The sequence below is a fragment of the Endozoicomonas sp. ALB091 genome, from assembly GCF_049310265.1.
In the GTDB taxonomy this organism is placed as follows: Bacteria; Pseudomonadota; Gammaproteobacteria; order Pseudomonadales; family Endozoicomonadaceae; genus Endozoicomonas.
Map to the genome: position 1 here is coordinate 88,803 of NZ_JBLYNQ010000006.1, position 24,682 is coordinate 113,484.

The 24,682-nt window shown below is 50.7% G+C and carries 22 protein-coding genes; 3 read left to right on the forward strand and 19 right to left on the reverse strand.

The genetic code is table 11. The annotated features are described in order from the left end of the window. Positions 1-88 precede the first annotated feature (88 nt). The 5 genes from ACO6UX_RS07490 to ACO6UX_RS07510 all read right to left on the reverse strand — a co-directional run bounded on the left by ACO6UX_RS07490 (position 89) and on the right by ACO6UX_RS07510 (position 5,151). Positions 89-2,131: a type IV pilus secretin PilQ gene (locus ACO6UX_RS07490; RefSeq protein WP_422446337.1), complete on the reverse strand. Its 2,043-nt coding sequence runs from the start codon at positions 2,129-2,131 to the stop codon at positions 89-91. Between the two features lie 254 nt (positions 2,132-2,385). Continuing rightward, positions 2,386-2,919 carry a pilus assembly protein PilP gene (locus ACO6UX_RS07495; protein ID WP_422446339.1) on the reverse strand — a complete coding sequence of 178 codons (534 nt, stop codon included), beginning with the start codon at positions 2,917-2,919 and terminating at the stop codon, positions 2,386-2,388. Continuing rightward, positions 2,916-3,527 carry a type 4a pilus biogenesis protein PilO gene (locus ACO6UX_RS07500; protein WP_422446341.1) on the reverse strand — a complete coding sequence of 204 codons (612 nt, stop codon included), beginning with the start codon at positions 3,525-3,527 and terminating at the stop codon, positions 2,916-2,918. The genes ACO6UX_RS07495 and ACO6UX_RS07500 overlap by 4 nt, the downstream gene beginning before the upstream one ends. Next, on the reverse strand, positions 3,524-4,087 hold the full coding sequence (locus ACO6UX_RS07505; protein WP_422446343.1) for a PilN domain-containing protein: 564 nt from the start codon (positions 4,085-4,087) through the stop codon (positions 3,524-3,526). Before ACO6UX_RS07505 ends, ACO6UX_RS07500 begins: the two co-directional genes overlap by 4 nt. Next, positions 4,087-5,151 carry a pilus assembly protein PilM gene (locus ACO6UX_RS07510; RefSeq protein ID WP_422446345.1) on the reverse strand — a complete coding sequence of 355 codons (1,065 nt, stop codon included), beginning with the start codon at positions 5,149-5,151 and terminating at the stop codon, positions 4,087-4,089. Before ACO6UX_RS07510 ends, ACO6UX_RS07505 begins: the two co-directional genes overlap by 1 nt. A 299-nt stretch (positions 5,152-5,450) precedes the next feature. Here ACO6UX_RS07510 and ACO6UX_RS07515 point away from each other — a divergent pair, with 299 nt between their 5' ends. Next, positions 5,451-7,922, forward strand: a complete 2,472-nt coding sequence (locus ACO6UX_RS07515; protein WP_422446347.1) for a penicillin-binding protein 1A — start codon at positions 5,451-5,453, stop codon at positions 7,920-7,922. A gap of 6 nt (positions 7,923-7,928) precedes the next feature. On the opposite strand, the gene ACO6UX_RS07520 is transcribed toward ACO6UX_RS07515, so the two are convergent. Together ACO6UX_RS07520 and rpmE are read right to left on the reverse strand one after the other, a co-directional pair. After that, positions 7,929-9,185, reverse strand: coding sequence for a malic enzyme-like NAD(P)-binding protein (locus ACO6UX_RS07520; protein ID WP_422446349.1), 1,257 nt, complete (start codon positions 9,183-9,185; stop codon positions 7,929-7,931). 161 nt (positions 9,186-9,346) lie between these two features. Then, positions 9,347-9,562 carry a 50S ribosomal protein L31 gene (rpmE, locus tag ACO6UX_RS07525; protein ID WP_101745013.1) on the reverse strand — a complete coding sequence of 72 codons (216 nt, stop codon included), beginning with the start codon at positions 9,560-9,562 and terminating at the stop codon, positions 9,347-9,349. A gap of 443 nt (positions 9,563-10,005) precedes the next feature. On the opposite strand from rpmE, the gene ACO6UX_RS07530 reads away from it, so the two are divergent. Both ACO6UX_RS07530 and ACO6UX_RS07535 read left to right on the forward strand, forming a co-directional pair. Then, positions 10,006-11,415, forward strand: a complete 1,410-nt coding sequence (locus ACO6UX_RS07530; RefSeq protein WP_422446351.1) for an ankyrin repeat domain-containing protein — start codon at positions 10,006-10,008, stop codon at positions 11,413-11,415. Between the two features lie 119 nt (positions 11,416-11,534). Beyond that, positions 11,535-13,832 (forward strand): primosomal protein N', encoded by a 2,298-nt coding sequence (locus tag ACO6UX_RS07535; protein WP_422446353.1) that lies wholly within the window; start codon positions 11,535-11,537, stop codon positions 13,830-13,832. A gap of 209 nt (positions 13,833-14,041) precedes the next feature. Here ACO6UX_RS07535 and ACO6UX_RS07540 read toward each other — a convergent pair whose 3' ends face one another. From ACO6UX_RS07540 to ubiE, 12 genes are all read right to left on the reverse strand, one after another. Next, entirely contained in the window at positions 14,042-14,719 is a 678-nt protein-coding gene (locus ACO6UX_RS07540; RefSeq protein ID WP_163369377.1) for a DUF2059 domain-containing protein, read from the reverse strand. A gap of 220 nt (positions 14,720-14,939) precedes the next feature. After that, positions 14,940-15,650, reverse strand: a complete 711-nt coding sequence (locus ACO6UX_RS07545; protein ID WP_422446356.1) for a 16S rRNA (uracil(1498)-N(3))-methyltransferase — start codon at positions 15,648-15,650, stop codon at positions 14,940-14,942. A gap of 82 nt (positions 15,651-15,732) precedes the next feature. Beyond that, positions 15,733-16,026 (reverse strand): hypothetical protein, encoded by a 294-nt coding sequence (locus ACO6UX_RS07550; protein WP_422446358.1) that lies wholly within the window; start codon positions 16,024-16,026, stop codon positions 15,733-15,735. Between the two features lie 266 nt (positions 16,027-16,292). Then, positions 16,293-17,603 (reverse strand): ankyrin repeat domain-containing protein, encoded by a 1,311-nt coding sequence (locus tag ACO6UX_RS07555; protein ID WP_422446360.1) that lies wholly within the window; start codon positions 17,601-17,603, stop codon positions 16,293-16,295. A gap of 145 nt (positions 17,604-17,748) precedes the next feature. Next, positions 17,749-18,528: a twin-arginine translocase subunit TatC gene (gene tatC, locus ACO6UX_RS07560; RefSeq protein WP_163369373.1), complete on the reverse strand. Its 780-nt coding sequence runs from the start codon at positions 18,526-18,528 to the stop codon at positions 17,749-17,751. Positions 18,529-18,844: 316 nt separating this feature from the next. Then, positions 18,845-19,264: a Sec-independent protein translocase protein TatB gene (gene tatB / locus ACO6UX_RS07565; RefSeq protein ID WP_422446362.1), complete on the reverse strand. Its 420-nt coding sequence runs from the start codon at positions 19,262-19,264 to the stop codon at positions 18,845-18,847. 133 nt (positions 19,265-19,397) lie between these two features. Next, positions 19,398-19,664: a twin-arginine translocase TatA/TatE family subunit gene (gene tatA, locus ACO6UX_RS07570; protein ID WP_422446364.1), complete on the reverse strand. Its 267-nt coding sequence runs from the start codon at positions 19,662-19,664 to the stop codon at positions 19,398-19,400. A 353-nt stretch (positions 19,665-20,017) separates the two neighbouring features. Beyond that, on the reverse strand, positions 20,018-20,344 hold the full coding sequence (locus ACO6UX_RS07575) for a phosphoribosyl-ATP diphosphatase (RefSeq protein ID WP_422446366.1): 327 nt from the start codon (positions 20,342-20,344) through the stop codon (positions 20,018-20,020). 41 nt (positions 20,345-20,385) lie between these two features. Next, the gene (hisI, locus tag ACO6UX_RS07580) at positions 20,386-20,793 is read right to left on the reverse strand and encodes a phosphoribosyl-AMP cyclohydrolase (RefSeq protein WP_422446368.1); all 408 of its coding nucleotides are present in this window, start codon (positions 20,791-20,793) and stop codon (positions 20,386-20,388) included. A 593-nt stretch (positions 20,794-21,386) separates the two neighbouring features. Continuing rightward, positions 21,387-23,003: a ubiquinone biosynthesis regulatory protein kinase UbiB gene (gene ubiB, locus ACO6UX_RS07585; RefSeq protein ID WP_422447897.1), complete on the reverse strand. Its 1,617-nt coding sequence runs from the start codon at positions 23,001-23,003 to the stop codon at positions 21,387-21,389. Positions 23,004-23,012: 9 nt separating this feature from the next. After that, a complete protein-coding gene (locus tag ACO6UX_RS07590) occupies positions 23,013-23,696 on the reverse strand; it encodes a ubiquinone biosynthesis accessory factor UbiJ (RefSeq protein ID WP_422446370.1) in 684 nt (227 codons plus the stop codon). Next, positions 23,696-24,463, reverse strand: a complete 768-nt coding sequence (gene ubiE, locus ACO6UX_RS07595) for a bifunctional demethylmenaquinone methyltransferase/2-methoxy-6-polyprenyl-1,4-benzoquinol methylase UbiE (protein WP_422446372.1) — start codon at positions 24,461-24,463, stop codon at positions 23,696-23,698. Before ubiE ends, ACO6UX_RS07590 begins: the two co-directional genes overlap by 1 nt. Between the last annotated feature and the right edge of the window lie 219 nt (positions 24,464-24,682).

A 24,682-nucleotide genomic window follows, 5' to 3' on the forward strand; every position in this document is an offset into this window, starting at 1 on the left:
GCGTAGCGCATCGTAAGCAGTGATGACAACAAAAAACGGGAGCCAAGGCTCCCGTCAGAGATTTTAAAGCCGACTATATGCCAGCAGTTTAACGCAATGAAACACCTTCAGTAATAATTCTGGGCGTTATAAAGACCAGAAGTTCTTCTTTATCATCACTCTCTGTTTTATTGCGGAACAAACCACCAACCAGGGGAATATCGCCCAGGACTGGTACTTTGATAACACCTTGTTTCTTACTCTGCTTAAAGACACCACCAAGAACGACTGTTTCACCATCTTCAACCAGAACCTGGGTAGTAATCTCATTGGTGGAAATAATTGGAACGTTATTGGATGCCTGATCAGTGGTATCGTCATTATTGATCTTGATATCCATAATAACTCGACCATCCGGGGTAATCTGAGGTGTCACTTCCAGCCCCAGCACTGCATCCTTGAACGCAACGGAAGTGGCCCCACTGGAGGTTTTCTCTTCGTACGGAATTTCTTTACCTGATTTGATTATCGCCGTTTTCTTATCGGCGGTAATGACTTTTGGCTGTGAAATGACTTCACCGCCACCATCACTCAACAGCGCAGACAGCTCAAGGTTCAAAATCGTGCCACCATTGGTGGAGAAGCCGATAGCAATAGCACTTGAAGCCCCTCCCGTTACACTCAGGTCAGTAAAGACATCATCATCCTGCCCACCACCAATCGAGAGATCCCTGTTATCGCCCTTGATCGCATCATTTTTTGACCCACTCCACTTAACACCCAGTTCTTCCTGGAAGTTGGAGCTGAGTGTCACGATACGAGCCTCAATCATCACCTGCCGAATCGGAATATCCAGCTGATCGATCAAAGCTCTTAATTCATCCAGCTTGGCCTGCGTATCCTTGATCAACAGACTATTGGTTCTTGCCACCACCTGAACCGAACCCCTCTCTGTCAGCAGGCTGGCACCTTCTGCGCCTTTCAGTACCGTGGCAATTTCTTCAGCGTCGGCGTAATTAATCTGAACCAGATCAGTATATACCGGGGCTAACTCACGAATCTGCTTTTCGTTCTCCAGCTGCTCACGTTCACGTGCAGCAATTTCCGCTGCCGGCGCCACGGTAAGAACATTGCCTTCCAAACGCTTGTCGAGCCCTTTAGCCTTAAGCACAATATCAAGCGCCTGATCCCAGGGAACATTTTGCAGTCGCAGGGTTACATTACCCCCAACCGTATCCGATGCCACCAGATTCAGATCGGTAAAATCAGCGATCAACTGAAGCACCGCCCGGACTTCAATATCCTGAAAGTTTAACGACAGTTTGTCACCTTTATAGGAGAGCCCTGCTTTTCGTCTACTACGATCTTTAGGGTCTGGAGCCTTGACACTGACAGTCAGCAGATTGTCTGTCTGATAGGCCAGATACTCAAACTCTCCCTTGGGCTCTATGGTAATAATGCTGTTACCATCCTCAACAGCGGCATCAATAAACTTGATCGGTGTAGCAAAGTCGATAACATCCAGGCGATTTCTCAGGTTCTGTGGCAATACATTGCCCTGAAACTCCAGACGGATACGCCCCCCCTGCTCATTCATATCCATCGGAATCCTGGCGTCGGACAGGGCGATGATAACCTCGCCCTCACCATCATCACCTCGCTGGAAATCAATATCGGTAATACCTCTTCGCATTTCCGGGACTTGATAGGATGACTGGCTCCGCTGAGGTAACTCCCTTTGCACCGCCGTGGTGCTGTTATTCTCGCCAAGGTAAATGCTGAGCGTCCTGCCATCAGTCTGGGTGCTGAAGCGGGTAGGCTGCTGAAGATTAATAACCAGGCGGGTTCTGTCTCCGGCCTCAAGCACAGTCACACTCTTGGCATTATTAAAACCAATCTCATTGTACTTGGGGAGTTCACTGCGGGTAAAAGGCAGGTCTATGGAAATCCGGGGAGGCTTCTCAATGCTGTAGCCATGAGCCACCGGTGCCGCGCCATCAAAGCTCAAACGTATCTCAACCATCTCACCCGGCAATGCCGCTGAATCCATATTTTTCAGGGTGACACCCCACGCGGAAATAGGCAACATGGCCAGCAACGTATACAGAAGCCCTCGGACAGCCCTGGCCTGCAACAGGGGACTAATATTCATCTAACTTACCTATTTCAGAATTAGAATTGTTTTTTTCATCGGCATCACTGTTAAATAATCCAGCCCATTCCGCCACTATGGCCCAAAACCATACCCGCTCATGCTGAAGCATCCCCCAGATAAAAAAAGCCGTCCATCCCTGAATACAGTTGACTAACTCAACACAGCCAGCCGCGCACTGTCAACCGCTCAGGGTGTGACAGCAGCATCCTTGCTGGAAATATGATGATTAATTCACAATAAAGGAAATAAAATCACTGATTATTAAAATTAACGCGGAGAACTCTTGGTCGCTCAATCCAGTAACCTGGACCAGCAGGAACTATCTCGGTCACACGCAACTCCTGGTCATCGAGGTAAGTGATACGACCATGGTTACGCCCCATGAAATCACCCACACGAACCCGATGAACACCGTCAGAGCCACGCACCAGCCCCCAGAATCCTTCGTCGTTACTGATAGAGCCTACCAAACGAAACGAGTCCAGTTCAAACTGTTCCAGGTACTGCTTAACACGGTGTGGGTCTGGCTTGATGTTGCTATTGAGCTGTTCCTTAGTCAGTTCAATTTTCACCGGCTGCTTAAAAGGACTGCGCAAGGCAGATGCCTGATAAGTAAACGCCTCATAAGGCCTGAACTTGGGCAATGGCTCAATATTACCCGTAGGACGGGCCCTCATCTCAGCCATATAGTCATCAATATCCTGATACCCACGGCCACCATCCAGACATCCGGAAAGAATCAGCGCAGCACCGGCAACAAAGACAAGTTGAAGCAGCTTCATCATAGCCCCCCCTGATCATTGTAGCGGTAAGTTTTTGCAAGGATGTTCATGGTTAACTGACCATTCTTGCCCGGGCGAATCTCAAAATCATGCAGGGTAACTATTCGCGAAAGACTGGCGACACCACTGACGAAGTTACCCAGATCATGGTATGTGCCGGTCACGCCAATACTGATTGGCAGCTCTATATAAAAGTGGCTGACATTTTCATCCTGAAGTTTTATTTCTTCGATCTGAAGACCTGCTCCACGCCCGGTAAAGGTAATGTCTTCAAGCAGCCCGGGCACCTCTGTATCACTGGGCAGCTGTTTCACCAGTGCACCAAACGAGTTTTCCATTTCCGTCATCTGTTCGCGGTAGGCCTGCAGGTTGGCCGACTGGAACGCCCTGATTCGATACTGCTCCCGTAAATCCTGCTCTTTACTGGCAGCAGCATCATACCGCTTCTGCAAACCGGTCAGGTGAAACTGATAACCAAGCCCCAGCACTAACGCCAGAGTCAGAATACAGACAAAGACCCTGGCTCCCAGAGGCCATGAACCGATGTTATCGAAATCAATGTCATTCAGATCAAGCTCATTCAGCTTTTGTATTGAATCTGTAAGGTTCATAGTCCCCCCTTGGCCTGAGTGGGGTTGATCTGCTTAACCGTTAGATCAAACTCATTCCAGCGCTGGCTGTTAGCCGCTACTTTCCTGACCGCTGTCAGATTTGGCTCAGCAAACCATTCAGAGTTATCGAAGTTTCTCATCAAGGCAGAGATACGATTATTGGACTCGGCAACCCCGACCAGCGACAGACGATCTCCCTCCAGGGTTATCTGCTTGAAATAAACCCCCTCAGGAACCACATGTGCGACCTGGTCAAATATGCGAACAATCACAGGGCGGTTGCCCTGCAGGTTTTGAATGACCTGCATCCTCTCCAGCAGTTGTTCTTTCTTGGTTCTCAGGTCCTTGATTTCACTGATCCGCTGATTAAGCTGCGTAATTTCATTTTGCAGATATTGGTTACGGCTCTGCTGCTGACTGATGTTATTGCTGATATAAAGATCACCGATAAAGACCAGGCCAATACCAACCAGCACCGTTATCGCCCAGAGGGCAATGAAATTCTGTTTGCGCTCTTTCCTGAGTTCTTCACGCCAGGGTAAAAGGTTAATTCTTGCCATCAGTCGAAACTCCTCATGGCAAGGCCACAGGCGATCATCAGCGCCGGGGCCTCAGTGGCCAGTTGGTCCTTATCCACTTTCCCTGCCATGGACATTCCGGCAAAAGGATTTGCCAGCCTGGTCGGGACCCCCAGTTTGTCCTGAATCATTTCCGCCATACCCGGGATTGATGCAGATCCTCCTACCAGGGCAATGGCATCCACATCATTAAACTGGCTGGATGAATAAAAGAATTGCAATGAACGTGATACCTGCTGAACCACCGTTTCCCGGAAGGGCTCAAGAACTTCAGGTTCATAATCGTCAGGCAGCCCCCCTTTGCACTTGGCTTTCTCGGCTTCTTCAGGGGTGAGCCCGTAACGGCGCTGAATCTCATCAGTCAACTGCCGTCCACCGAATAACTGCTCACGGGTGTATACGGTTTTACCCCGGCTGATCACATTCAGTGTGGTTTTTGTGGCACCAATATCGACGATAGCCAGCACCGGATCCTGATCTGGCAGGTCAAGCTGGCCATCAATCAATTCGCACGCCCGCTCCATGGCAAAGGCTTCGACATCAACAACCCTGGCCGTTAATCCACCAAGTCGAAGTGCCTCTTCGCGCATTTCAACATTGTCACGACGGCAGGCTGCCAGCAAAACTTCAACCCGCTCGGGATTTTTTTCGTTCAGACCCTGAACTTCAAAGTCGATGGCCACTTCATCCATGGCGTAAGGAATATACTGGTCTGCCTCAACAGAAATCTGGGTTTCCATCTCATCTTCACTGAGGGAAGCATCCATATCGATGGTTTTGGTGATAACGGCAGCGCCTGAAACCGCAACGGCGGCGTTTTTCAGGCCAGTTCTGGATTGGGAGAGAGCTCTTGCAACGGCTTCACCAATGACATCAACTTCATGAATATTATTTTCAACCACGGCTCCTGGCGGAAGGGGCTCAACACAGAAAGCTTCGACTCGGTAAACACTGCCTTTCAGCCCTAACTCAATGACTTTGACAGATGTCGAGCTTATATCCACCCCTAACACGGCATTTGATTTTTTCTTCAGCAGCCCAAACACTGGTGCAATCCTTGATTATTAGTTATAAGATCAACGGCCTTAATTTAATAACAGTCTGTATACTTTCGCAATTACAGTCGCCATTCAGCCAACTCTAAACACTGGATTTTTAAGGAAGATCCTTCGGCAACCCAAGACGGTGTCGCGTACAGGAAAACCACATTTTCAGCTGATGGCCATTTCACCATATAATACTCAGTCACGAACGGCTGTCAGGACGACTCTTGTTATGACAAGACAGTTCAAAGATGTCACAACTTCAGCCGGTGGCCTTCGCTTAATCAGGATGCCCTAACAGCATGAAACGGTCGGTTAAACTTCTTAAATTCCTGCTCTGGTCACTAGTAACAGTAGCCAGTGGAATTCTGCTTGTCAGTGCCAGTGCCTATTTATACCTCAGTCCTTCGCTACCTTCTGTGGAGTCCTTGCGAGACGCCAAATTACAGACACCTCTGCGAGTTTACTCTCAAGATAATCTTCTCATTGCCGAGTTCGGCGAAAAACGCCGGTCCCCCATTCAGTTTGAAGACGCCCCCATACACCTGATCAAAGCCTTTATGGCTGCCGAAGACGACCGTTTTTATTACCATCCCGGCGTTGACATCATGGGCCTGATGAGGGCCGCTGTGCAACTGGTCAGCACCGGCAGCATTCAGTCCGGTGGCAGTACCATAACAATGCAGGTGGCCAAGAACTTCTTCCTGAGCCACGAGCGGGTATTTTCGCGAAAATTCAATGAAATCCTACTCGCTTTGCAAATAGAACAGCAACTGTCCAAGGATGAAATCTTTGAACTCTATCTCAATAAAATTTACCTGGGAAACCGCTCTTATGGCGTCGAGGCCGCCGCACAGGTTTACTATGGCAAAGCCATCGATGAGTTGAATCTGGCCCAGATTGCCATGATTGCCGGTTTACCAAAAGCACCTTCCCGCTATAACCCGATCAATGACCCCAAACGGGCCCTGATCCGACGGGACTGGATCCTGGGAAGAATGAAAGATCTTGGCTACGTCACCCATGAAGAATATAGCAACGCCGTCAGCCAGCCGGTTACTGCCCGCTATCATGGCGCAAAAATCGAACTTGAAGCGCCTTATATCGCCGAGATGGTTCGACAGCAAATGGTTGAGCAATACGGTCTGGATGCCTACACCGAAGGTTTTAAAGTCTACACCACCACCAGCAGCGAGCTGCAAAATGCGGCCAACCTTTCGGTAGCCCAGGGGTTAATGGCCTACAACGAACGCCATGGTTACCAGGGCCCGGTCACCAACCTGTTTGATAATATTCCGGAAGAGGGCTGGCAGCAGCGCATCAATAAAACTCCATCGCCCGGTATTCTGTTACCCGCCATGGTCACCCGGGTTGGCGAGGAAGACGTTGAAATCGGCCTGAAAGACGGCAACAGCGGTAAAATCAGTTGGGAAAATCTGAGCTGGGCAAAGCCCTTTCTGACCGTAAACAGCGTTGGTCGTACACCTGAAACACCTGCGGATGTTGTGAGAATCGGAGACCAGATCTGGGTCAGGCTTACAGAAGATGGCAGTTATCGTCTGGCCCAGGAACCACAGGCACAGGCAGCCCTGATTTCCATGCACCCGGAAAATGGTGCAATTCTGGCTTTGGTGGGAGGGTACAACTTCTATGACAGCATGTATAACCGCGCCACGCAGGCCATTCGTCAGGCAGGCTCATCATTCAAACCCTTTGTTTATGCAGCAGCCATTGCTAACGGCATGACTGCGGCAACCATCGTCAATGATGCACCAATTGTCTTTGATGATGCCAATCTTGAAGATAGCTGGCGGCCAAATAATGACAATATGAAGTTCAACGGCCCCATGCGTCTGCGTGAAGGTCTCTATCGCTCCAGGAACCTGGTCTCTATCCGTGTTCTGCGCCAGATGGGTATCAGCAAAACCGTTAACTATCTTAAGCAGCTGGGTTTCAAGGAAGAGTCTTTAAGCCGTGATCTGTCACTTTCCCTGGGCAATGTTTCCATGACACCGCTGGAACTGGCTTCTGGCTATGCAGTTCTGGCCAATGGCGGTTTCCGCATTGAGCCCTGGTTTATCCAGCGAATTGAGACCAATGACGAACTTATTTTTGCCGCCAACGCAGCAATAGCCTGCAATGAAAGCTGTATCGCCAGCCTGAATCAAGACACCATGGAGGGTGAAGAAGAGCCCCCCCTTTTCAGCGATCCAGAGCTTGAGGAAATGCTGATTCAGGAAGACACTTTGCTCACTAAACCCGACGATCAGCCGGTAATCGCCCAATCCGTTATGTCACCCCGAGTGAACTACATCATGAACGACATCCTGAATGATGTCATCTGGAAAGGCACCGGCAGACGCGCCCGGGAATTAAAACGGGAGGATATCGCCGGTAAGACCGGAACCACCAATGACAGTAAAGATGCCTGGTTTGTTGGCTTTAACCCGGATGTCCTGACTGCCGTATGGGTGGGTATGGACGACTTTTCAACCCTCGGGCGCTGGGAATACGGAGCCAATGCAGCTCTGCCCATCTGGATTGACTATATGCACACCGCCCTGGAAGGCAAACCGGAACATAAACCGGCACAACCGGAGGGCATGATCACCCTGAAAATTTCACCAGAAACCGGACAGCTTGCACTGCCCGGAGATCCCAACGCTATTTTTGAAATTTTCCTCCAGGAAAACGCTCCGCAACAATACAGTGATGAAGGGCTGCCATCTCTTGGTGAGATGGACCATGAGTTTTCACCGGAAGATCTTTTTTGATATTGATCAAATATCCGCAACAGAGTTCAGAGGGTAATGGCCAGGGTATTCCGCCCTGGCAACGCCAGAGTCAACTGCGGCCTGAGCCACAGCGGCAGAAACCCTGCCAAGCAGTCGGGAATCCATAGGTTTGGGAATGATATAGTCCGGCCCAAAACTCAGCCTGACGCCATCGTACGCCTTCATTACCACTTCCGGGACAGGCTCTTTTGCCAGCTCCCGGATGGCATTCACGGCCGCAATTTTCATCGCTTCGTTAATGCGTGAAGCGCGGACATCCAACGCCCCCCGGAAGATAAACGGAAAGCCAAGGACATTATTGACCTGATTCGGATAATCTGAGCGCCCGGTAGCCATAATGACATCAGGACGAACCGCCTTAGCCAGCTCAGGACGAATCTCCGGGTCAGGATTGGCACAGGCAAAAACAATCGGGTTTTCAGCCATTTTCGCCAGCTGTTCCGGAGACAACAGGTTGGCACCGGAAACGCCAAGGAATGCATCCGCCCCATCAATGGCGTCATCCAGTGTGCGGCAGGGTGTTTCTACAGCAAACATCGCCTTATACTGGTTCAGATCATTCCGTTCTGAATGAATGACGCCCTTGCTGTCCAGCATGAGAATATTTTCTGGCTTGAAGCCGCAGCTGATCAGCAGTTTCACACAGGCAATGGCCGCCGAACCAGCCCCCAGGCAGACCAGTTTTGCCTCTTCAATATCCTTTCCGGCAATCTCAAGGGCATTAAGCATGGCCGCTGCCGTTACAATCGCGGTACCGTGCTGATCATCATGGAAAACCGGAATATCACAATCTTCAATCAGACGACGTTCAATTTCAAAACACTCAGGTGCTTTGATATCTTCCAGATTAATACCGCCAAAGGTACAGGCAATTCGCTTCACCGTATCAATAAACGCCTGCGGACTCTCAGATTCCACTTCAATATCGATCGAATTAACACCGGCAAAACGTTTAAACAGCAGAGCCTTGCCTTCCATAACCGGCTTACTGGCCAGTGCGCCCAGATTACCCAGACCAAGAATCGCTGAACCATTACTGATTACCGCAACCAGATTACCTTTGCCGGTATAACGGTAGACATCCTCTGGATTTTCGGCAACCGCCCGCACCGGCTCCGCGACACCCGGGCTATAGGCCAGTGAAAGATCCAGCGCGGTCTCTGCCGGCTTGGTAATTTCAATCGAAATTTTTCCAGGTTTTGGAAGAGCGTGATAATCAAGTGCAGCTTGCTTCTTTTCCATGAGTTTTTTACTGATATGGGGAGGAGGTTATATGAAGGCCCAGAATATATGATGGAAATGGGGGGAACAAGGTCAATTGGTAAAATATCAGGCCATACAAAAAAGGCGACTGCAAAACAGTCGCCTTTTTAAACCTTTCGGTCGGTAAGCTGTCAGCTCGATTACTTGCGAGCGCCCAGCTTGCCAAAACGCTTGTTGAAGCGCTCGATACGGCCGCCGGTATCCATCACCTTCTGAGTGCCGGTGTAGAATGGGTGGCACTTGGAGCAAACTTCGATGCTCAGTGGCTTGCACAGCGTAGAGCGAGTTTTGATTTTGTTACCGCAGCTGCAGGTAACTTCGATTTCTTCGTAGTTAGGATGGATATCCTGCTTCATTTGAGCTTCCTCGAACTGGTGTATGCCGCCACCTGACTCTCAATAGAGCCCTGGTGTTATCAGGCTCGGGAGACAGGCACCGCAAACGGAACCCACCCCAGCATAATGAGCTGAGAGGGTAAAGAGCGGTGGATACTACCAGAGATTATGGCGGAGGGAAACAGTCTTATGTTCGTCCCATATACGTAGTTTTCAAGCCATTATCCGATCATCAGCACAACCTGCAATGACAAAAAAAACAGTACACAAAAATTAACAAATTACCGTTTCAATTCTTTTACCTTCCACTCTGTTTCAGAAGAGAAACTATTGGATAAAAACGGACATCCAGAAAAAGTCTGACGAAAACCGGCGACAGAGCCCTTGAGGCAGTAGACTGGATATCCATCGTCAATATTAATGAAACCACAAATAACAGTGCCCAACTGTGTCCGGTGAATACCATGAACATAGAATGCTTGTATTTTTATGATATTGACCTGGTGTGGGCCGCCAGCAGGCAGGGCTATATCGGAATACACAATGTGCTGCAAGCCAACGAAACCGATTCACCTCCTCCATATGATCTGGCATGGGCGGCCGTGAATGGGCAAACAGAGACCGTCAACGAACTGCTGGCCAATGGAGCTGTTCCCAGTCTGTCTACCTATGCCTTATCGTTGGCAGCCGGCCAGGGGTATGCCGACATCGTCGATATTCTGCTGGCCCACGGTGCCACTCCATATCAGTCACCGGATGCATTGGTGTGGGCCGCCCAGAATGGTCATTTTGTGATTTTCAACACCCTGCTGACCCACGGGGCCACTGTGCACCAGTCGCCAGACGCCCTGGTAAAGGCCGCCAAAAATGGGCACACCAACATCGTTGACATCCTGCTGGCCCACGGAGCCACACCCAGCCTCGCTCCATTTGCCCTGTCGCTGGCGGCCCGGAATGGGCATGCCGGGATCGTCGAAACTCTGCTGGCCCACGGAGCCACCCCCCAACAGTCACCAGAAGCCCTGATGTGGGCTATCCAAAAGGGTCACAGCACGATTGTCAACGCCCTGCTGAGCCATGGAGCCGACCTTAACCAGTGCCCGAAGGCCTTAGTGTGGGCCGCTGAGAATGGTCACGTTGAGACGGTCAAGACATTGCTGAACAAAGGAGTTCCCCCGGAGTATTGTCAAGAAGCACTGGTGCATGCCTCAAGAAAGGGACAGCTTGAGATCGTTAACGCTCTGTTAGCCAAAGGTGCCAATCTCCATCGGTCGCCAGCGGCCCTGGATCATGCCGTAACTAATGGGTATGTCGAGATCACCAGCGCATTGCTGACCACCGGAGCCACACCTCAACAGTTATCCAAGGCCCTGGTCTGTGCCGCTACAAGAGGACATGCAGGGGTCGTCCACACTTTGCTGGCCTATGGTGCCATCCCACACCACTCTCCAGATGCCCTCGTGATTGCCGCCCGTGAGGGTCACATTCAGGTTGTCAGCATGCTGTTGGCCAACGGTGGGACTCCCCATCAGTCTCCTGAAGCCCTGGTGCAAGCCTCCTCGAATGGCCATGTCAGTATCGTTAAAACTTTACTGACACACGGAGCCAACCTCCACCAGTCACCAGCAGCCCTGGCCTGGGCATTCAGGAAAGGACAAACCGAAATCACTTACCTTCTGAAAAACCACATACCCGAGTTACAATGCCAACAACCAACACTTCTGCAACTGTGCGCACGAACGTGCATCCGTAACCGATTGATCGAAAATCTGAATATCAGCGGGCAACCGGTACGGCCAGCAATTGAAGCACTGCCACTGCCCGATCAATTGAAGAAGTTTATCTACAACCCACTGCTTCCAACACCTTCCTGAAACACTGAGGCAGAAGAGATCAAAGTGGATAACCTCAAACCACCCGACCCGGTTTCTGTTCATGCCAGCTTTCAGTTCCTGTATCATCTCCCCCATAGAAATACCACGATGGAACCTGAATGAGCAGCAAACCGGCGGACACTTCTGACGCAGCAAATGATCAAGCAACCACCGAACAATCCGTCTCCGCCAGGCTTATTGCAGAAAAATTTATCAGAGTCGCCATCCCTTCTCCTCTGAGGCAATTGTTCGACTACTTACCACCAGACACGCATTCTGCCACGGCCATTCACCCTGGCAGCAGAGTTATCGTGCCTTTTGGCCCACGGCAAATGGTGGGGATTGTGCTCTCCATCGAATCCGGCACTGACATTCCTGCCAATAAGCTGAAACAAGTCATTTCTGTCCTGGATCAAGGGGCTCTTGTACCAGAGGATATTATCCAGCTATGCCAGTGGGCAGCCCGTTATTACCATCACAGCATCGGAGAAACCCTGCACCAGGCTCTGCCGAAAAACCTGCGCCTGGGAAAACCGGCATCCACCGGCAGCATTCCTTTCTGGTACCCCCTGGTTGAACCGGACAGTGAGTTACGAAACCAGCTGAAGCGATCAAAAAAGCAGCTGGCCGCCCTGACGCTGATTGGTGAAAATCCTGCCGGCATCAGCGCCACGGAGCTCCATGAATACGGTTTCAGCAAGAGCACTCTAAAAGAGCTGGCCAAAAAAGGATTGATCCATTCCCGGGATGTTGAGCCTTCCCCACGCCTGTTTACCGAAACCACCAACCCACTGAAGTCTGCTCACCTTCAGCTGAACGAAGAACAGGCGTTTGCCTGTGAAGCCATTACCGATTGCCTGGGATCCTATCGCACTTATCTTCTGGAAGGCATCACCGGCAGCGGCAAAACCGAAGTGTACCTGCAGGCTATTTCAGCAGCATTGGCCAACGGTAAGCAGACATTAGTGCTGATTCCGGAAATCGGCCTCACGCCTCAGACGGTCAGGCGCTTTCGTGATCGTTTCAAGGTACCGGTTGCCTGCCTGCATTCGGGGCTCAGCGATGGTGAACGATTACAAGGCTGGCTCGAAGCGGCCAGGGGCACGGCTGGCATATTGATTGCCACCCGTTCAGGCATTTTCACCCCAATGCCACACCTTGGGCTTATTATTGTTGATGAGGAGCATGACGGCTCTTATAAGCAGCAGGAAAGCCTGCGATATAACGCCAGGGATCTTGCCATATTCCGCGGCAGCCAGTGCCACTGTCCGGTCGTCCTTGGATCGGCAACCCCTTCCCTGGAAACGCTACACAATGCGCATCAGGGAAAATACACTCAGCTTCACCTGAAGCAGAGGGCAGGGAATGCGCGTCCACCCGCCATGGAGCTGCTGGATATGCGCCACCAGGTTCTGAAAGACGGCTTATCCACAGAACTGCTGCAAAGAATGACTGCTCATCTTGGACGAGGCAATCAGGTGATGGTTTTCCTGAACCGTCGTGGCTATGCGCCATCCATGATCTGTCAGGACTGCGGCACCATTATCGACTGCCCGCACTGCGATGCGCACATGACCATTCACCGTTACCCTCCCCATATGCACTGCCATCATTGCGATCTGCAACAGGCTATCCCATGGCAGTGCCCATCGTGCCGGAGCAGAAAGCTTCAACCTGTAGGCCAGGGTACGGAGCGGACAGAGCAGACCCTCAGCCAACACTTCTCCGGTTATCCCGTGCTGAGAATCGACCGGGACACCACGCGCAGAAAACAAGCGTTGAGCAATATGCTGGAGGAAGTGCAGTCCGGCAGACCCTGCATACTGCTGGGCACACAGATGCTGGCGAAAGGTCACCACTTCCCGAATGTGACCCTGGTTGCCATCGTCAATGCCGATGCAGGGCTGTTCAGCTCTGACTTCAGAGGACCGGAAAGAACCGGCCAATTGATTATGCAGGTGGCGGGGCGAGCAGGACGGGGGAATAAGCCCGGACAGGTTATTATTCAAACCTATAATCCGGAACACCCTGCGCTCCAGCTTCTGTCCATGAACGATTACAGCCGTTTTGCCAGCAGTCTGTTTATGGAAAGAAAAAGCCTGAATCTTCCCCCACAGGGATATTTAACCCTGGTTCGATCAGAGTCGGTTAACCAGGGGGAAAGTGAAGCCCTACTCTCAGCGTTGAGACACTATGCTGAGCGGGCAGCCGAAGGCAGCAATGTTCGGTTACTGGGTCCGATTCCAGCCCCCATGGAAAAGCGTCAGGGACGCTACCGCTGGCACCTTCTTATCCAGGGAAAAAGCAGAAATCATTTACACGCGGTGGTGAGTAGCGTTGTCAGCTACCTGGAAAGCCACCGGCTTCCCAGACAACTGAAGTGGACGGTAGATATTGACCCTCAGGAGATGAGCTAGTACATGGTTTCAATGAATTTGACGGGTTGTCGTGCCTCCGGACTCCGTTCGTCCTGAGCCTGTCGAAGGGCGAAAACTCCGGACTCTGATAGATCATGCCAAGCACCCTTCGACTCCGCTCAGGGTGAACGGAGATTGTACCCGTCAAACTGAGGCTGACCGAGAATAGCGCACGTAGCGAGGAGGGCAGTCTATTCTCGGTCAGCCTCCTATAGCATCCGCGATATTGCCTGAATTTGTCCACGCTGGAAGTTCTGCATGGCACTTTTACGGGCAAAGTCGAGATATCTCCGGATATCACTGTCCGGCAGAGATTTATAAGTGTAAAGAAAGATATCCCGCATTCTTTCCGGCATATCTTTCCGGATATAGGGCTTCTCCTGAGCTTTCAACACCTGGGCAGGTCTCATTGGCTGCTCGGCACCTGCGGGCATGACCTCCCGAAGCATTCTCTGGGCTCCCACTGAAGCACTGGCAGCCAGCTCGGTACTCAGCTCAACAGCATCAAGTGCTTCCATCAACTCTTCTATTAAAATTATCCGGTTATTTCTGGGCAGCTCCGCCGACAGTTTTTCCCGGATATACATCTCCATTTTTGCCTGATTGGCAGGATCACTGGCTTCAGCCTCAAGGCGGAGAATTTTCTTACCCAGGGGCGATCCGAACCAGTCAATCAACCGGTCCAATTCACCCACCGACAACGCTTCATCCAGGGTTACTTTCATGGAAGCCCGAAAAAAGTCGGGACTGTAACGAATTTTGACCACCTGATTGACCGTATCCACAACTGGCTCAGGAATCGGATATTTCTGCTGCTGAAGAGTCATACTGTCGTGTATCCAGTCAAGCTGACGTTCCAGTCCTGTCTGGTCATAAAGTTTATCCAACAGCTGATGCTTTGCAGGTGATGCCAATGCATTGGCAGTAAAAAGCAGGGTAGCGAACAAACCTACAACTACTAATCTCTTTCCGTCCATAGTCAGAGCCGTGTTGATACCGTTTATTGTGAAACAGTCAGTTAATATATCTATCAACCCACTGTATGGAGTGAGCGACAGTGACTGGATTATCGCCAGAACGCTCACTTTTACCATACTCTGTTGAGTATCAGTCGTAAAGTTTACTGACGATGGCCGTTACCGCCGTCTCGACCCGTAAAATACGTGGTCCAAGATGGATCCTTTGAAACCCGGCCTGTGCCAGTTTATCCACTTCATAGTCAATAAAGCCCCCTTCCGGACCAATAGCCAGCACAGCAGGCCTGGAAATCTGATGCGGGCAGCTCTCACCCCCTAGCGGATGAGCCACCAGTCCCAACTTTCCTGCCACCAGGGTCGGCAAACGATCTTCCACAAAAGGTTTGAAACGCTTTTCCAGAATCACTTCTGGCATGATCGTATCCCGGGCCTGTTCAAGACCCAGTATCAGCTGCTCACGCACTTTCCCGGGGCTTAACCAGGGGGACTGCCAGAAACTTTTTTCAACCCGATAACTGTTCATCAGGATAATCTTTTTAACACCCAGCGCCGTCAGATGCTGGAGTGAACGTTTGAGCATTTTGGGCCGGGGTAAAGCCAGCAGAACCGTCAACGGCAAGGCCGGAGGGGGAGGCATAGTCAGCTCCACTTCAAGACGCATTATTTCTGAAGACAGATGAGTAATTTTCCCCGTGCCCATCTTGCCATTCACCAGGCCAACACGCAGCACATCGCCTTCACTGGCCTGATGAACGTCCAGCACATGCCTTAACTGTCGCTGGTCCAGCTCTGCATGCCATTCATCAATAAAGTGTTGTTGCTCAAGGAGGAGAAGATTCATCTAAACAGCCATACGCTGGTAAGACAGTTAATCAGCAGGGAACTGAAACTGACACATTCATATAAAAGGAAAATCAGAGTGCTTAAAAAGCGACGCCTTTCCGATAATCATCCACAAGCCGGTCAATCTCATCAAGTACCCGATCAATGGCTGCCGACGGTAGCCTGATCTTACCAGATACCAGCTCTTCCCTTAACTCCTCCACAGACAAATAATTACTCGAAAGCGATGCTCTAAGTGGGTGAAAAACCGGATCAGAGAGTAGCCAGAGCAGGCCGTTCTGGACCACCTCAATGGGAACGTCAAATGGTGAATGATGGTAAATCCGGCCAGAATTAAACGCTTCCTGACCATCTGATAAGTGGGGATATGGCATACTTCCTCCCTGAAACAACCGTATCATAGGATAGCATAGCAACCGAACCTTCTGGGCGAGACCCCATCTGGGTGAGCAGAGAGCATAACGAGGATGATAGAAAATTGGTGGAAAATACGGTTTTGTTAGATTGGGGGGAAAGTAGTTCTATGTGTCGAACAAAATCGGACTTTCAGACCAATTTGCTACCAACGCGCGACTGCATGGATAGAGGCAACTGCTGGAGCAGTTGCCACACAAGGCATACCATTCACGGTCAACTTCGTTCACTCAAAAGAACTATTGTCATCCTTCCAATCTGATTGCATTGAGGGGGGCAGAAATGGCGATTGATCCACACTGACATCCACATCCATGCGACCGTCATCAGTATCTTTCTCATTCTGCACCCGGGAATCTCGAACACCTTCTTCGCAGAATTGTTCCGGTGCAAAGACCTCGACACCTGACAGTGGCTTGAGCAACGTGATAACTCGCTCGAACTGACTCCGGGTTATGCTTGATTTCTTGCCAGTATTCACATTGCATCTACCATTTAAGTCCACGGTGATTTTATTCTCCTGGTTGTGCAATACCGAATTTTCCACGCTTGCAACATACACCAGAAGATAAACCATGCCGTTTCTGCACGCGTATTCAAGCCAGTTAAATCCATGTTTATCTTGACAGTTATGATCTGGGTCTTTCTCCAGCAACAAACAGGCTACCTTACCTCCGTAGGTATTATTGTTATTTTGAACCATACACAGCCGATGCAATGGTTTCTGGTTAGCCTTGTTGAGCGCGTTGACATTCGCTCCCAGCTTTATTAATACCTCTACCGCATGCAGTTGGTTATTACTGGCAGCGATGTGCAATGGCGTATTGCCCTGTCGATCCTGGCAATTGATGATATCGGTGGAAAGTGCGGCGCTCTCAATACCAGCAATGCCAGCAATACCAGCGAACCGGTCCTGTTCCACCAGAAGTTCGATCAATCCCGGGAAGTTGTGCCTGGCGGCATGGTGAATAGGCTTCCAACTGTTGCTATCCATCATGTGCTGATTGGCACCTGCCCCAAGCAAGGCCTCAAGACCCACACGCCTGCCATTGCGCTCTTCGGATACACTGTCAAAACGACGAATGAATTTGGCGTCCTCAGCCCTGGCCCCACAAAGCAATGCCAGTGGCGTAAAACCATGTCCATTAACAACATTGATATTGTTTACCTTACCCGTGGCAATGATGGCTGCCACCGCCTCTCCATTGCCTGATATGGCCGCAGAGTGCAATGGGTTACAACCTCTCAAGTCGCCGAGGGTAATCTCTGTATTCAGATCAGCCCCTCCAGTAAGATAAGTCTGAATCTGCTCCAGCTTAACCACCTTGTGTTGTTCCAGGCCGACACATAACTTCCTGGTTTGATCAATGGTTTCCGGTTTAATCTTTGGCTCAACACCAGTTAACACCTTGACACTCTCTGCGTTGCCATTTTTCGGGTCCGAGCCTTGCTCTGACCCGAAAGTCATGGATTGCAAATCGGGAGCAATAGCTCTGCAAACTTCTCTATAACGATGAGGATGAGGATTAAGATTCATCTGTCACTCCAGGTATATATACCTATCATCTTTCAATTTTTTGCTTAAAGATGAATTTGACCGACAAAACAAGAAAAGGTTCAATACTTCTATATCTGCATTGAACACCAATGCTTACAACGATAATAAGCGTTGCGAAAGAGTACTAAGTTTCTGCCTCATCCGGTTTCCGGCTTTTCACAAACCGGGCAAAGAGAATTCCGCACTCAAACAACAGCCACATCGGAATGGCCAGCAGAGACTGTGAAATAACATCAGGCGGCGTCATGATCATACCGATCACAAAGCAGCCAACCACCACGTATGGGCGCTTTTCCTTGAGGCTTTCGACCGTAGTCACCCCCGACCACACCAGCAGAACCGTCGCCACAGGGATTTCAAAAGCGATACCAAAGGCAAAGAACAACTTCAGGATAAAATCCAGATAACTGTTGATATCCGTCATCACGGTGACTGACTCAGGGCCAACCGTGGTGAAAAACGAGAAAATCAAAGGGAAGACCACATAGTAGGCAAAGGCAATGCCCAGGTAAAACAACACAATACTGGCAACCAGCAGAGGAATTGCGATGACTTTTTCATGCCGATACAGGCCAGGCGCAATAAAGCCCCACGCCTGATGGAGAATAAATGGAATCGCAATAAACAGCGACAGCACAATGGTCAGCTTAAAGGGTGCCAGAAAGGGTGAGGCCACCTCGGTGGCAATCATGGTACTGCCTTCCGGCAGGCTGGCGCGGAGCGGTTCCGAGATATAAACGTAAATATCGTTGGCAAAATAAAACAGCCCGGCAAAAACCACCAGCACGGCAACCAGGCTTTTCAGGATACGCCCGCGCAACTCAAGGAGGTGCTGAACGAGCGGCTGCTCTTTATCCTGACCTTTTGATGTCTGTTGAGAATCATCCGACGTTTGTTGTGACATAGTTTACCAAACCCGTCGTAAAGCATCGCCCAATCGGGCGGTGATATAAGACAGGAGCGCGCAGAGCGCTCCGCTTGAGTGTTTGTTCATTCCTTGCTAACTTTATCCAGTCTTTTGTAGACCTACCGTCGGGCAGACGGGATGTAAAGTCTGCGGAGTTCGTGTGAGACTTGGGGAGCATGGGTTGATTCGCCATCGTAAAAGCTCCCACTGTGGAACTTTTATGCGATAACCAAGCCTGTTCCCTGAGCTACGGACCGTGAAACAGAAACGTTCTTGAGCGATCAAGAACCCTCGTCCGCCAGGGCGGGGAGTGTCAGTTACTGCCCTTTTCCTGAGACAGGCGAGCAGAGGTGTCATTCACTGCCTGTTGGTTAACACTGCCATCTCCACTCACTGAGCCACTGTCAACCCCGGACGAGGTATTTACACCGGAAGACGTCTGGTCTTCGGCAGGATCAATGCTCACAGACTTTTTCAGATCATTGATCTGACTTTGAAACTGTTCGCGAGTTTTATTCAACTCTTTCATGACAGCTTCATTGTGCAATTGCTGTTTGATTCCGTCGGCATCAATCTCCCGCTCAAGCTCCTCTTTGACGGACTGAAAACTGCGACGAATTTTGCCCACCCAGTAAGCGGTTGTCCGGATGGCCTGAGGCAGGCGCTCCGGACCCAGCACCACCAGGGCAATTACGGCAACCAATAACAACTCTGTAAAACCTATATCAAGCACAGCGAACTATCACACCTCTCGATCGCCACTCAATTACCAAAGGGCAGCTGTAGCTCCCCTGCAAGAGGGGATCACACCTGGCTCAAAAGAACAGCTTCCGCCAGAAAACCGGCCTGAAAGCCCTTATATACAGTCAAGACTGCTTATGCCTGGACTTTTCCAGGTCAGACTCCAGATTACGCTGCTCAACAGAGCCAGCCTTCAGCTCAGGCTTCCCTGAGTTTTTTTCATTATTTTTCTCACCTTCCGACTCTTCATCAGAGCCCAGTGCTTTTTTAAAACCTTTTACTGCATTGCCCAGATCACTGCCCATTCCACGAAGCTTTTTCGTACCAAAAAGCATCACTACGATCAACAGAATGATCAGCAACTGCCAGATACTGATGCCACCAAAACCCATTTTCTACTCCTTCAGCTCTCCATAAAAGCTGATCAAATAATACACAAAGAGAGGACATATTACCCCATTCCATCACCAGGAGCCTGTCCGAGAATAGACTGCCCTACGCGGCAACTGCTCCTGCGTTGCCCTAGCTCCTGCATCCATACAGTCGTGCGGTGGCAGCAAATTGGTCTAAAAATTCGCTTTTGTTCGGCAAATAGCCCCGCTATTCACCTCACAAAACCGAATTTTTATCCTCAATTTTCTGCCATCCTCGCTACGGGGTCGCCTAGACGGGCGCTATTCTCGGTCAGGCTCCCAGGGGCGTGGCTATTTTGCAACAAACGTTCAGGAAAAGTCGGGAAAGACAGTTACCCGCGGGATGCTTTCTCTTCTATACCGGAAAGCCCGAAACGACGATCCAGCTCATTCAACACATCAGCAGGCTCAAGCCCAAGATGGGACAGCATGACCATGGTATGGAACCAGAGATCAGCCGTTTCATAAATAACCGCCTCCCGATTATGGTCATATTCTGATGCCTTGGCGGCAATCAGCACTTCTGCTGACTCTTCCCCCACTTTTTTCAGAATATGGTCCAGTCCCTTGCTATGAAGTTGTGCAACATAAGAGGAATCCGGATCAGCTTGCCTGCGGTTGCTTAATACTTCAGTCAATTTTTTGATTATATCGTTCATGTTTTAACCTGTGGGATGATTTACAGCAAAGAATACAGCCTTTACCGATGTCCATAAATCGTTGCCGGATCCTGCAACACCGGCTCTTCGGTATCCCACGATGCGTCTCCATGGTTATCCCTGAGGCGACGATAAAAGCAAGACTTACGTCCTGTGTGACAGGCAATACCACCTGTTTGTTCCACTTTCAGCAGGATCGCATCGCCATCACAGTCAAGGCGACACTCTACCAGCCGTTGCGTATGGCCAGAGCTTTCGCCCTTGCGCCATAGCCTGCCCCGTGAACGGGACCAGTAAATGGCAACCTGTTCTTTCAGGGTCAGTTCCAGCGATTCCCGGTTCATCCAGGCCAACATCAAAACCTCTGCGGTTTTATGGTCCTGGGCAATGGCTGTCACCAGGCCATCATCGTTCCACTGAACCTCATCCAACCAGTGAGTTGTTTTCATAACACTATCCAATCATTTTATTTGTTCACATACTTACGCGGCTGATCAGATATCATATCCCTGTTACCCACCGAGACACGACAACGTTAGCATGCAGGCACTAACACAACAGGCTTGGAGAAGATCACCTAAGCAACCATTGCCAAATAGCTGTTCACAACACCCTTTATCGTTAGCACGCCGCTCTACCTGAAAAGCATCTTCTCTCATCTGCATCCTGACGTTATTGAGCAAAAGCACATTATTACGATTACGTTCAGGAACAGGTTTATTACGGTCTGGAAAAGCTTGTGGCGTCTGCCTCATAGCTTCCGAGTAGGACGGCGGAGGCGCAGCACACAGGTGACAAGGCTGGGAAGCAACAACGTCATGCCCCGAGAAACGTCCAGGCACATCTGGACCTGACGCTTCAGTAGCGCCGTAGCCTGATGGTTGGGCGCGGCTTACAAAACCACCCGGAACCGAATTCATGGGGCAACTCCTGATAGCTGATGGATACCAATATGTTGACCCCCGGTAGTAAAAAAAGTTCATGGGCCGATTCGTGCCTGACCCGGGGGGTGTCATAGCAACGGTATAAGCTGGCAACCTTCTTAGCGAACAACCAGCCAACCACCCATTGCCACAGCCAGTAATCCAACCATTGTCTGATCCAGCAGCTCTTTTTCCACAAAAAGGGAACCTGAAGTCACCATCAACGCCCCGCCTGCCAGAAGTAGCAGAACACCAAAACGCCTCTGCTTTTGCTGGCGTTTTTCCGCCCTCACCTGCTGATGATGCAACGCCTGTTGCTGGTCAACCAGGGTTCGCACCGTTGACATCACTCTCTGGGCCATCACGGGAGCACTTAGCAGCCAGTCTGCACTTTGCTCCTTAATATCGCAGAGAATACCAGTTGGGCTGACCTGGCCTTTCATCCACTTTTCCAGATAGGGCTGAGCCGTGGCCCAGAGATCCAGATCCGGGTATAACTGCCGCCCCAATCCCTCGACATTCAATAATGTCTTCTCCAGCAGCACCAGCTGCGGTTGAACCTGCATATTAAAGCGGCGAGCCACCTGAAAGAGCCTGACCAGCAGCTGGCCGAAGGAGATATCCTTAAGGGGCTTTTCAAAGATCGGTTCACAGACGGTACGAATCGCCGCTTCAAGCTCTCCTACCGGCGTATCTCTGGGCACCCAGCCGGAATCCACATGCAACTGGGCAACCTTGCGGTAGTCCCGCCGAAAGAAAGCCAGCAGGTTACTGGCCAGATAGTGCTGATCTTCCGGCTCAAGCGTACCGATAATGCCACAGTCGATCCCGATATAGCGGGGCTCGGCAGGATTGGTGGTATCAATAAAAATATTGCCCGGATGCATATCCGCATGGAAAAAGCGATCCCGAAACACCTGGGTGAAGAATATTTCAACCCCCCGTTCTGCCAGTTTTTTCATATCCACATGCTGTGCTTTCATCGTGGCAATATCGGAAACAGGCACCCCGTAAATCCGCTCAACGACCATCACTTTTGTGCGGCAATAATCCCAGTACACCTGGGGCACAAACAACAGGGGGGAGGTCAGGAAGTTACGTCGCAGCTGGGAAGCGTTAGCCGCTTCCCGCAACAGATCAAGCTCATCCAGAATAGTACGTTCATAGTCGGCCACCACTTCCACCGGCCTCAAACGACGAGCGTCTTTTGATAAAGCAATCAGCACGCGGGCAAACAGATACATTAAGCCAATGTCTTTACGAATCACCCGGTCAATGCCCGGACGAATCACTTTGACCACCACTTCTTCCCCGGTATGCAGCTGAGCGGTATGAACCTGGGCCACCGAGGCAGAAGCCAATGGTTCACGATCAAAACGGGCAAACAGGGTATCAACATCGCTGCCCAGGCTGGACTCAATAATGCCAATCGCTTCGGCGGCGGGAAACGGCGGAACATCGTCCTGAAGCCGGGACAACTCATCACTGATATCATCCGGCAACAGGTCCCGCCGGGTTGAGAGGATTTGCCCGAACTTGATAAAGATAGGCCCAAGCGCCTCCAGAGAGAGCCGGACACGCTCACCCCGGGGGGCATTATTGCGGATAACATAGCGCCAGGGCAGCAGAATCAGCAGACAGCGCAGCCAGAACGGTGAGCGCTCCGAATCAATCAGATTATCCAGCCGGTTACGGGCGACAGCGGCCACAATTTTCAACAAACGGATCAACGTCAGGCCCCCGACTTATGATTTGGCATCAGATGTATTTTTTGCAGGTTGTATGGTTTGCCATTGCTCCTCCAGCCGCTCCATCGACTCAGCCAGGCACCCCACTTCCTCCGCAAAGCTTTCCACTTCAATCCTTGACGGAATCAGGCGAAGTTCTTCCTGAAGGTACTCCCCGAGGTTGTCCATAACCAGCTGCTGCCCCCGGTGAACATGGTCACCGACGAAGCGGAGCCCCCGGGCCATAAAATGTCCGGTGATGTCGCCAAAGGTCTGGCAAAGCGGTCTTTCCCAGTCCAACTCCATCTGCTGGTGAATCTGCTGCAAATCAGCAATCAGTGTCTTATCACCAGAAACACTCAACCCGGGAACATCAGCAAACGGCAGATTCCTGCGCGTCGCCAGTGTGACAAATGCAATGCTGGAACCTGTAAAGGTGGCATCCACCGCATATTCGCGCTCTTCACCAAGAGTACTGGCAAGACGAATACGGTCATGCTCAAAGTGGACATAACATAACCACTGCGGCGAAGTGCACTGAAAAGCCACCACCTTACCAAACCAGTGCGACAGTTTTTTTATGGTGACCGGATCCAGAGCCAACAGTGAATTGACCTGACGCTCGAGGGCGGCCAGCAACCCCATCTTGACGACGATGTTATCAACAGAGCTGTCAGAAGAGCTGTTATCAGAGTCGGCCATCAGGGCTTAACTCCCTTATGCAGCGCCACAATGCCGCCGGTCATATTGTGGTAGGCCGTATTGACAAACCCGGCCTGTTTCATCATGCCTTCCAGCGTCTCCTGATCCGGATGCATGCGAATACTTTCCGCAAGGTACTGATAACTTTCGGAGTCCCCGGCCACCAGCTTGCCCATCATTGGCAGCAAACTGAACGAATAAGCATCGTAAGCCCTGGTCAGCAATGGATGGTTGGTTTTGGAAAACTCTAGAACCAGCAACCGCCCACCCGGCTTTAACACCCGGCACATAGAGCGAAGTGCCGCATTCTTATCCGTCACATTACGCAGACCAAAAGAGATGGTAATGCAGTCAAAGGTGTTATCCGGGAAAGGCAGGCATTCCGCATTGGCCTGGACAAACTCCATATTGCCAACAATACCCTGATCAGTCAGTCGATCCCGACCGACGCGCAACATGGATTCATTGATATCCGCCAGCACAACCCGCCCGGTTTCTCCAACGATACGGGAAAACTGCCTGGCCAGATCGCCAGTCCCCCCGGCGATATCCAGCACCACATGACCGGGCCTGGCGGCAGAAAGCTCAATGGTAAAACGCTTCCAGAGCCGATGAATACCCAGGGACATCAGGTCATTCATCACATCATAGCTACTGGCTACCGAGTGAAAGACACCCGCTACCAGCCCTTCTTTATCACTCTCTGGCACATCACGATAACCAAAGTGCGTTGTGCCATCATGCTTTTGCTTGCCACTGTCAGTCATGATCCTTCCCGGCATTCGTTCGATCAATCTTATGGCTGGTTATTGTAAAGGCAAATGACTTATGGCGTAAGCATGAGAACAGGTATCGTCGCCATTACCGGAAAAAACGGCGAATGCTCTCTATGGAACTGCCCTGAAATAACTGCCACATTTTCGATGTTATCCAGCAAAGAAAAGCCTTGCCACAGAGAGACGGATGCGCGGAGAAAAGAAAAATCT

What these genes read in the sequence shown, in the direction of transcription:
- rpmE (WP_101745013.1), bottom strand. Translation starts at nt 9,562, where the DNA reads ATGAAGCAGGATATCCATCCTAACTACGAAGAAATCGAAGTTACCTGC.
- ACO6UX_RS07495 (WP_422446339.1), bottom strand. Translation starts at nt 2,919, where the DNA reads ATGATGAAGCTGCTTCAACTTGTCTTTGTTGCCGGTGCTGCGCTGATT.
- ubiE (WP_422446372.1), bottom strand. Translation starts at nt 24,463, where the DNA reads ATGACTGACAGTGGCAAGCAAAAGCATGATGGCACAACGCACTTTGGT.
- ACO6UX_RS07550 (WP_422446358.1), bottom strand. Translation starts at nt 16,026, where the DNA reads ATGCCATATCCCCACTTATCAGATGGTCAGGAAGCGTTTAATTCTGGC.
- ACO6UX_RS07530 (WP_422446351.1), top strand. Translation starts at nt 10,006, where the DNA reads ATGAACATAGAATGCTTGTATTTTTATGATATTGACCTGGTGTGGGCC.
- ACO6UX_RS07575 (WP_422446366.1), bottom strand. Translation starts at nt 20,344, where the DNA reads ATGAACGATATAATCAAAAAATTGACTGAAGTATTAAGCAACCGCAGG.
- ACO6UX_RS07535 (WP_422446353.1), top strand. Translation starts at nt 11,535, where the DNA reads ATGAGCAGCAAACCGGCGGACACTTCTGACGCAGCAAATGATCAAGCA.
- ACO6UX_RS07545 (WP_422446356.1), bottom strand. Translation starts at nt 15,650, where the DNA reads ATGAATCTTCTCCTCCTTGAGCAACAACACTTTATTGATGAATGGCAT.
- ACO6UX_RS07515 (WP_422446347.1), top strand. Translation starts at nt 5,451, where the DNA reads ATGAAACGGTCGGTTAAACTTCTTAAATTCCTGCTCTGGTCACTAGTA.
- ACO6UX_RS07505 (WP_422446343.1), bottom strand. Translation starts at nt 4,087, where the DNA reads ATGGCAAGAATTAACCTTTTACCCTGGCGTGAAGAACTCAGGAAAGAG.
- ACO6UX_RS07590 (WP_422446370.1), bottom strand. Translation starts at nt 23,696, where the DNA reads ATGGCCGACTCTGATAACAGCTCTTCTGACAGCTCTGTTGATAACATC.
- ACO6UX_RS07500 (WP_422446341.1), bottom strand. Translation starts at nt 3,527, where the DNA reads ATGAACCTTACAGATTCAATACAAAAGCTGAATGAGCTTGATCTGAAT.
- ACO6UX_RS07520 (WP_422446349.1), bottom strand. Translation starts at nt 9,185, where the DNA reads ATGGAAAAGAAGCAAGCTGCACTTGATTATCACGCTCTTCCAAAACCT.
- hisI (WP_422446368.1), bottom strand. Translation starts at nt 20,793, where the DNA reads ATGAAAACAACTCACTGGTTGGATGAGGTTCAGTGGAACGATGATGGC.
- ACO6UX_RS07555 (WP_422446360.1), bottom strand. Translation starts at nt 17,603, where the DNA reads ATGAATCTTAATCCTCATCCTCATCGTTATAGAGAAGTTTGCAGAGCT.
- tatA (WP_422446364.1), bottom strand. Translation starts at nt 19,664, where the DNA reads ATGGGTTTTGGTGGCATCAGTATCTGGCAGTTGCTGATCATTCTGTTG.
- tatC (WP_163369373.1), bottom strand. Translation starts at nt 18,528, where the DNA reads ATGTCACAACAAACGTCGGATGATTCTCAACAGACATCAAAAGGTCAG.
- ACO6UX_RS07490 (WP_422446337.1), bottom strand. Translation starts at nt 2,131, where the DNA reads ATGAATATTAGTCCCCTGTTGCAGGCCAGGGCTGTCCGAGGGCTTCTG.